Genomic DNA, 7,446 nt, shown 5'->3' with positions numbered 1-7,446 from the left:
GGGGTCTCCGGCACCCCCCTCGCTCGTCGTGCGGGACGGGTCCGGGCCGTCCGTCAGGCGCGGGTCCGGTCCGGCGCCGTGCGGGGGACCCGGCCGGCCGGGCGCCGGGCGCGGCTCATCGGGCCATCTCCTGGTGGTAGAGCACGCGCAGCCGGCCGCGGGCCCGGGTGAAGGCGCTCTCCGCCGACTTGTAGGTGATCTGCAGCGCGTTCGCCGTCTCGGCGGTGCTCAGGCCGCGTGCCCGGGCGAGCAGCACGTCGCGTTCCCGGTTGCCGAGTCCGGTGAGCTGGGTCAGCAGCCACGCGCCCGCGGCCCGGTCGCAGACCCGGTGCTCGACCTCGGAGCCGGGGTCCGGTTCGGGACGGCGCAGGACCTGGACCCGGACGGCGAGCCTGCGGTCGCGCTGGGTGCCGCGCTGGTGGTCCACGCACAGGCGCAGGGTGATGGTGGTGAGCAACGCGGCGACCCGGGACTCGTCGAGTGCGTCGAAGGCCACCGCGCGGATCATGGCTTCCTGGACACAGTCCTCGGCGTCCGAGGTGCGGCCGAGCCGGCTGGTGGCCAGGCGCAGCAGGCGCTCGCGCTCGGCGAGTACGAGATTCCAGCGGTGGTGGTGCCGTTCTTTCTCTGTGCAGGGGTGGGACAGGGTGCGCGTCACATCAGCTCCCGCGTGCGAGGTCTTGGTGGCAGGAGCCAGCCTCGACGGGGCCGGTGCGGGAAAACTTGACGAAAGCATTCCCTGATTCGCAGGGCACGGTGAGGACCGTTCAGCGAAAATCAAGAAATCGCACATCGTGACAGGTTTCGTTCACCAGAGCGAAGCCAGCCAATTTCGGTGGCGGAACGATCCGAGACAGCGCGCACACGGGGGAGTGGGCAAGCGTGGTTCTGGTTCATTTGTTAGGGCCTGTGGAGTACCGGGCCACCAGGGGGAACGCGGTAGAACTGGGGCAGGCCAAACAGCGTTGCGTGTTCGCGATGCTCGCGGTCGGTGCCAACGAAGTGGTCATGCCCGACGAGTTGATCAACCGGCTCTGGGGGGCCGACCCGCCGAAGTCGGCACGGAACATGATCCATTCCTACATCTCGCGGTTGCGCGGCGCCCTGGAGGGCGCCGGCGACGGAACGGGGGCCGTCCTTCGGCGCCGGCACGGCGGTTACGTGCTGGAGGCCGATCCCGACACGATCGACCTGCACCGCTTCCGCCGGACCGTGGCGACCGCCCGTGCCGCCGGTTCGGACACCCGCACGGCCACACGGCTGCTCAGGGAGGCGCTCGGCAGCTGGCGCGGCAGACCGCTCGGCGGGGTGTCGGGAGAGTGGGCCACCCGGACCCGGTGGCTCCTCGAGCGGGAGCACCTGTCGGCTCTGGTGGAGTGCCACGAGGGGGAACTGCGGCTCGGGGGCGGCGCCGGGCTCCTCGACGAGCTGCACGCACTCGCCGATCTGCACCCGGACAACGAGCTGGTCATCCGCAACCTCATGACCGGGCTCCACCGCTCCGGCCGGCGCACCGAGGCCGTCGAGGCGTACGAGGCCCTGCGCCGCCGGCTCGCCGACCAGCTGGGCGTGGATCCGGCCCAGCAGACCAAGGCGCTGGTCGCCACCATCCTGCGGGCCGATCCGGACTCCTCGGCGGCCGGACGGCCGCGCACCGGCGCTGCTCCGTCCGTGCCGCGCCAACTGCCGCGGGGCACCCGCTGCGTGGGCAGGGAGCAGGAACTGGCGATGCTCGACGGTTCCGTCACCGCCGCCGACGGACACCCGGTCACCCGGGTCATCGAGGGGCCGCCCGGCATCGGCAAGACCGCTCTGGCGGTGCAGTGGGCGCACCGGGTGGCACACCGCTTCCCGGACGGGCAGATCTTCGTGGACCTGCACGGGAGCAGTACCGGGGTGCGGCGCGGGTGCGGGCACGTGCCCGGGCGGGCGTCCGACCACCGGCGCGGTCCGGCCGAGCCCGTGCGGAACATACGGGCGGCCGTTCCGACGCGTGACCGGGCCCCCTCGGGGGACGACGTGCTGCGGTTCGTCCTGCGCAGCCTGGGTGTGGTCGTGCCGCCGGGAGAGCCCGATCCGGTCGCGTTCGGCCGGGCCGCCCTCAGGGAGCTCCGGGTGCTCGTCGTCCTCGACGACCTGGCTTCGCCGGAGCAGCTGGAGGTGTTGCGGCCCGGCCCGTCCGCGGGAGCCCTCCTGGTGACCACGCGGGACGCCGGCCGCCTCGCCGGTACCGGCGCGCTGCGTACCGTGGGGCTGCGGGAGCTCAGCGTCCAGCAGGCCCAGCGCATGCTGGCCGGGATCCTCGGCGAGCGCCGGGTCGAGGCGGAGCCGGGGGCGGTCGGCCGGATCATCGAGCTGTGCGGGCGCTCCCCGCAGGCGCTGAGCGCGGCCGCGGAACAGGCGCTCGTGCGGCCCTGGCTGCCGCTGGACGACCTCGCGGCGGCGATGGCGGGCCGGCCGGGGTGACGGGACCCGCCCCCGCTGCCGTGGTGTCCGTACCCGCGGCGGCGGGGGCGGGGTTCAGCGCGGTGTCGTCGCCAGGGCGTCGAAGAGGCTGCGCAGCTCGGTGATGCCCGCGTCCAGGGCCTGCTGCTGGTCCTCGGCGCGGGCGACCGCCATGGCCGTCTCGCACAGGCCGCCGTACAGCAGGTGGGTGAGGGCGGTCACGGAGTGCGGCGCGATGTCGCCGGTCGCGGCGGCGCGCCGGACACCCTCCTCCATCATCTTCATGCAGCCGGAGTTGATCTCGCGCATCTCCTCGGTGCCGAGCGCCCCGGGGGCGTCGAGGAGGTTGATGCGCTGGACGTCGGTCGCGAGGACCTCCACGAGGAAGGCCCTCGCGCCGACGAACACGGCCTCCCAGGAGTCCGGCTTCGCGTCCAGGTAGGCGACGGCCACGATGTGGGTGAGGCGGGCCTGCTCGCGCTCGTACACCGCCCGGAACAGGTGCTGTTTGCCGGAGAAGTGGTGGTAGAGGGCGCCCTTGGTGAGGTGGGCGGCCTCCACGACGGCGTCCAGCGAGGTCGCGTTGTAGCCGCGCTCGGCGAACAGCGTGCGGGCGGCGCGCAACAGCTCCTCGATGGTGCTGTCGGACCGCTCACGCTGCGTCGGTCGCGTTCTCGTACGAGTGGTGGGCATGTTCACACTCCCCGAGGGTCGGCCGCCTTCAGCTGGCCTTCCAGGCTACACGCACTTTCATTCCATCCATACGTATGTGTTCCGGCCTCTCCCGTTGCCGCTGCCTCAGTGCGCGCCGACGCGGTCTACGAACCGCAGGACCCGGTCCCAGGCGTCCGCGGACGCCTCGGCGTAGGTGTCCCTCTTGGCGTCGAAGAAGCTGTGCGGGGTGCCGGGATAGGTGACGACCTCGTGGTCGACGCCCGCCTCGGTCAGGGCCTCGTCGAACGCCGTGACGTGGGCCGGCGGGATGCCGGGGTCGTCCCCCGCCATGAGCGCCAGCACCGGCGCCGCCAGGTCGGCCGCCCTGCTGGTGGGTCCGGCGGAACCGTCCGGCCCGTCCGCCGGCCAGCAGTAGAACCCGATCACGCCGGCCAGGTCGAAGCGGCCGGCCGCCGCCATCACCGCGAGCCGGCCGCCGATGCAGAAACCGGCCGTGAGGACGGCGCTCGCGCCGCCGCCCTCCTCCGACCGCAGGTGGGCGACGGCCGCGCTCAGGTCGGCGTAGAGCTCGCGGGGGCTGAGCTTGGCCATGTGCTCGGCGTACGGGAAGTCCTTCTCCCGCTTCCCGACACCCGCCGTACGTCCGTAGTAGTCGACGACGAGCGCCCGTACGCCGTTCTCCGCGAAGCGTTTGGCCAGCTCCGTGTAGAACCCGTACAGCCCGCGGACGTCGGGCAGGATCACGATCGCCGTACGCGTTCCCCCGGCCGGGGCGGCGCTGAAAGCGGCGAACGTGTTGCCGTCGTTCGCGGTCAGTTCCAGGTACCGGCTCTCGATCTCGGCGTCCGGGACAGGCGGTACCGGTGGAACGGCGTCCTCGTCGAAGCACATGGGCGGGGGGCCTCCGTCGTTCTAGGTGGTTCTGTTCTTCGTCGCGCGGGTCCTCTGCGGGCCCGCGCTCCGTCGACTACGGGTCTCTTCAGTCCTCGGGGGAGTCCGGCTCCCCCACGTCGTCCAGGCTGAACGGAACACGGAACGGGGGCACGCTCGTGCCCTCGATCCGGTACCGGTTCCACAGGTCGGGCTCGGTGATGCGGCCCACCGCGTCGCCCTCGGCCGTGCGCAGGACGACGCCGGCGCCGCGGTCACCGACCAGCCGGGTCAGCTCCTCGTGCGCCTCCAGCCGTCCGTACCAGCGGTAGCGGCCGTCCAGTGGCTGGAAGCGGCCGGTGAGCCGGGCCCGGAGCGTGAATTCGGCCCGGTCTTCCACGACCAGGACCGCCGGACCTTCGTATCCGTCATCTTCCATGGTCAACCCTCATTTCTCTAGGCGTCCTTCAGCCAACCGGCCTCGCGCCACACCTTCTCCGAGCGGCCGCCGATGAGACCGATCGACTTGTAGTAGGGGGCGATCCGCTCCGCGCCGTACGCGCCGTTGACCAGGCCGATGGGGTTGCTGCGGCCCACCTCGACGCAGACCTTCGGGTCCAGGCCGGCCCGCTCGTACATCAGGGGGTTGTAGCGGTCACGGCGGACGGACTTCACCACGGAGGCGAGGAAGTCGCGGAGCAGCTGCAGGCGCCGCTTGGAGAGCGTCGGTATGAACCGCTCCAGCTCGGTGCGGGCGAAGCTGATGTGGCGGGCCTCCTCCACGACGTGGATGCGGGCCACCGTGCGCACCAGCGGCTGGACCGTCTCGTCGTTCGCCTGCTCGCGCTGGAAGCGGTCGAAGAACTCCTCGGTGAGCAGGAGCATCGCCCACAGCGCGGGCACCGGCGCGAACGTCTTCAGCAGGAGTCCGGAGCGCTGCGTCTTCGGGTTGACGGGATAGAACTCCGCACCCGTCTTCTCCACCAGCTGGGCGAACATGATCATGTGGCGGACCTCGTCCGCCACCTCGGTGAGCGCGAACTGCACCTGCGGGCTGGTGATGTCGCGCTTGTAGGCGTACCGCGACACCAGGTGCAGCAGGATGTGCTCGGTCCACACGCCCGCGGCCAGCGACGACGCCAGCTCCTCACGGCTGAGCAGCAGCTTCTGCTCCAGCGGCAGGGAGTCGTACAGCTCGGTGCCGTAGAGGGAGATCCGCTTCTCGGGCAGGAACCACTTGCCCTCCTCCAGCGGTTCGTCCCAGTTGACGTCGACGCGCGGGTCGTAGGAGTGCCGGGCCGACGCGACGAGCAGTTGCGCGGCCTTCTTCGTCTGGCGGACGAGCGGATCGCCCGAGCGGCGGCCCGGGCGGTCGGTGGCGGTGGTCATCGCGACTCCTTGTCCTGTACTCGCTGAGTGGTGAGTGAAGGGGTGCCCGGCAGCTCGGCGTCCGCCGAGACCAGCCGGTGCACGTCGACCGTGAGGTGCTCGCGGACGGGGCGTCCGGCCAGGATCTCGACGACGTAGCGGGCGGCGAGTACGCCGAACTGGTGCGAGGCGTAGACGAGCTGGGGAACGCTGTAGTCCGGGTCCGCGCGGTGCGCGGTGACGTCCGCGATCAGGTCGGCGGGGACGATCTCCCGGGGGATCACCTTGAGCAGCAGCGTCCACAGCGCGCCCTCTGCGATGTCCTGGGCGCCGACCGCTCCCGCCAGGGGCACGGGATCGGTGCGGTAGTCGTAGAAGCGCACGTGCTGGGTGCCCGACAGGTCGTAGCCGGAGACCACGGGCAGGCGGTGGCGGGCAGCCGCCACGTGCAGGGCGTACTTGGCCTGCCAGCCGCCGAGGGTCGTGACGTCCACGCCGTCGACGACCACGTCCACGCCGTCCAGGAGCAGCTCGGGCGCGTCCGGGCGGATGCCCTCCGTGTCCACCCGGATCCTCGCGAACGGGTTGACCGACCGGATGCGCTCCGCGGCCACCTCCGCCTTGTTGCGGCCGATGTCCGCGCGGGTGGCGCTCTGCCGGTTGAGGTTGTTGAGTTCGTACTCCCCGGGCTCGGCGAGCACGAAGCTGCCGGTGCCCAGGCGGGCCAGCGGTTCGACGACCGCTCCCCCGGTCGAGCCGCACCCCGCGACCAGCACGGTGGCGTTCCGCAGCCGCTCCTGCACGGCGTCCGGGATCAGGCCCCGGTTCCGCTCGGTCAGGGACCGGTAGTACGTCTCCGGGTCTTCGGGGACGCCGGCCGTGGCCGTCCTGGCCGCGGGCTCCGCGGCGGTGGTGCTCATATCCTTACCCTCCGGATCTCTCCCCCGACGCGGCCGACCAGCTGCTGGAAGCCGGCGAGGGGGTTCGTCGCGTCCAGTGCGCGCTCGAGCCAGTGCACGAGCGCGTCCAGCTCCTCCCCGCGGGGCACGCGGGCCACGAACGGCTTGACCACCGCGCGCTCCACGTACGCGGGGAAGAGCAGGTCGTCCTCTGCCAGCGAGGGGCAGGTGCCCTCGATGACGGTGATCTCCTTCAGGCTGCGTGCCAGGCGCCGCACGGCCAGGCCCTCCTCGCCGTCCCCGACCAGGAACTTCGGGCGGGGCGAGAGGCCGGCGAGGACGCTGTAGAAGCCGAGCATCAGCTCCAGGGACAGCCTCAGCCGCTGGGCGGGTGAGGTGTCCCGCTGGGAGGAGCGCTGCATCAGGCGCTTGATCTCCCAGACCTCCTGTCCCGTGACCGGCTCGTCCAGGGGCACGTGGTCGAAGAGGTTGATGCCGTGGGCCACCTCGCAGGGGAACGGGGCGCGGTCCGGGTGGGTCACCGGCAGGGGCGCGGAGTCCGTCGTGGCGATGACGGAGACGTACCGCAGGATCGCGCCGGTCGACTCCTCCATGCCGATGACGTGGATCTCCTCGCCGTGCCCCGCCCCGACCGGCTCCGCGAAGAGGCCGCGGGCGAAGGCGATGCGGTCGCTGGCGAACCGGGACCGCAGGTACTGGGCGAGCCGGAAGCCGTAGATCGCCAGCCGGTAGCGCTCGGGCAGCCGGGACTGCGGCACCGCGATCACGGTCAGGCCGTCGGGGCGCCGGGCCAGGTAGAGCGGATCGGTGTGCTCGGCGAGGTCCGCGAAGCTCATCCGGTCGTGCAGGGCGAGCACGTGCTCCACGTAGCGTGCGCGGCGGGCGTCCTCCGCGGTCGGCGCCGCGTCGGCCGGGCTCGCTCCGACGACGGCCGGTGGCGTCACGTGGACCTCCCCTGGGGCGTGCCGGCCGTGGGCGCCACGGCCGGGGTCTCCGGTGCCAGGGGCGCGCCCAGCGCCAAGGAGGTGAAGCGGGCCAGCGTCGCCTCGACGTACGACGCGGCGGACAGCGCCGCGGCGGCCCGTGCGCGGGGCGCGGTCACCGGGGCCGGCTTCGGGTGCGGCGCGGCCACCCGTGCCGCGGCCGGCTGCGACGCCGGCGCGCGGGG

Annotated in this window: 8 protein-coding genes and 1 pseudogene; 2 read left to right on the top strand and 7 right to left on the bottom strand. The window is 72.4% G+C overall.

Going from position 1 to position 7,446, the window contains the following annotated elements; translation table 11 throughout:
* Nucleotides 1-115 precede the first annotated feature (115 nt).
* A complete protein-coding gene (locus ABZ371_RS26250; RefSeq protein WP_358683942.1) occupies nucleotides 116-658 on the bottom strand; it encodes a sigma-70 family RNA polymerase sigma factor in 543 nt (180 codons plus the stop codon).
* Nucleotides 659-909: 251 nt separating this feature from the next.
* On the opposite strand from ABZ371_RS26250, the gene ABZ371_RS26245 reads away from it, so the two are divergent.
* The gene (locus ABZ371_RS26245) at nucleotides 910-2,466 is read left to right on the top strand and encodes a BTAD domain-containing putative transcriptional regulator (protein WP_358683940.1); all 1,557 of its coding nucleotides are present in this window, start codon (nucleotides 910-912) and stop codon (nucleotides 2,464-2,466) included.
* Between the two features lie 54 nt (nucleotides 2,467-2,520).
* Here the strand turns inward: ABZ371_RS26245 and ABZ371_RS26240 are convergent, their stop codons facing one another.
* The 6 genes from ABZ371_RS26240 to ABZ371_RS26215 form a co-directional block, all read right to left on the bottom strand.
* The gene (locus tag ABZ371_RS26240; RefSeq protein WP_358683938.1) at nucleotides 2,521-3,138 is read right to left on the bottom strand and encodes a helix-turn-helix domain-containing protein; all 618 of its coding nucleotides are present in this window, start codon (nucleotides 3,136-3,138) and stop codon (nucleotides 2,521-2,523) included.
* Between the two features lie 105 nt (nucleotides 3,139-3,243).
* Nucleotides 3,244-4,011 carry a dienelactone hydrolase family protein gene (locus ABZ371_RS26235; RefSeq protein ID WP_358683936.1) on the bottom strand — a complete coding sequence of 256 codons (768 nt, stop codon included), beginning with the start codon at nucleotides 4,009-4,011 and terminating at the stop codon, nucleotides 3,244-3,246.
* 88 nt (nucleotides 4,012-4,099) lie between these two features.
* Entirely contained in the window at nucleotides 4,100-4,429 is a 330-nt protein-coding gene (locus tag ABZ371_RS26230) for a DUF4873 domain-containing protein (RefSeq protein WP_358683934.1), read from the bottom strand.
* 17 nt (nucleotides 4,430-4,446) lie between these two features.
* Nucleotides 4,447-5,379, bottom strand: a complete 933-nt coding sequence (locus ABZ371_RS26225; protein ID WP_358683932.1) for a diiron oxygenase — start codon at nucleotides 5,377-5,379, stop codon at nucleotides 4,447-4,449.
* On the bottom strand, nucleotides 5,376-6,278 hold the full coding sequence (locus ABZ371_RS26220; protein WP_358683930.1) for a ThiF family adenylyltransferase: 903 nt from the start codon (nucleotides 6,276-6,278) through the stop codon (nucleotides 5,376-5,378). Before ABZ371_RS26220 ends, ABZ371_RS26225 begins: the two co-directional genes overlap by 4 nt.
* Nucleotides 6,275-7,222 carry a hypothetical protein gene (locus ABZ371_RS26215; protein WP_358683928.1) on the bottom strand — a complete coding sequence of 316 codons (948 nt, stop codon included), beginning with the start codon at nucleotides 7,220-7,222 and terminating at the stop codon, nucleotides 6,275-6,277. Before ABZ371_RS26215 ends, ABZ371_RS26220 begins: the two co-directional genes overlap by 4 nt.
* On the opposite strand from ABZ371_RS26215, the pseudogene ABZ371_RS26210 reads away from it, so the two are divergent.
* Nucleotides 7,223-7,446 (top strand): annotated as a pseudogene (locus tag ABZ371_RS26210) (hypothetical protein); the annotation flags it as partial. It lies immediately after the preceding gene.

Origin of the sequence: Streptomyces sp. NPDC005899, from assembly GCF_040629645.1 — a bacterium.
Taxonomy (GTDB): domain Bacteria; phylum Actinomycetota; class Actinomycetes; order Streptomycetales; family Streptomycetaceae; genus Streptomyces.
The sequence above is the reverse complement of the archived record's forward strand: the minus strand, read 5'-3'. Positions and strand labels throughout refer to the sequence as shown.

Excerpts from the sequence above, each read along its gene's own strand:
- ABZ371_RS26230 (WP_358683934.1), bottom strand. The coding sequence starts at position 4,429 with ATGGAAGATGACGGATACGAAGGTCCGGCGGTCCTGGTCGTGGAAGAC.
- ABZ371_RS26235 (WP_358683936.1), bottom strand. The coding sequence starts at position 4,011 with ATGTGCTTCGACGAGGACGCCGTTCCACCGGTACCGCCTGTCCCGGAC.
- ABZ371_RS26220 (WP_358683930.1), bottom strand. The coding sequence starts at position 6,278 with ATGAGCACCACCGCCGCGGAGCCCGCGGCCAGGACGGCCACGGCCGGC.
- ABZ371_RS26225 (WP_358683932.1), bottom strand. The coding sequence starts at position 5,379 with ATGACCACCGCCACCGACCGCCCGGGCCGCCGCTCGGGCGATCCGCTC.
- ABZ371_RS26240 (WP_358683938.1), bottom strand. The coding sequence starts at position 3,138 with ATGCCCACCACTCGTACGAGAACGCGACCGACGCAGCGTGAGCGGTCC.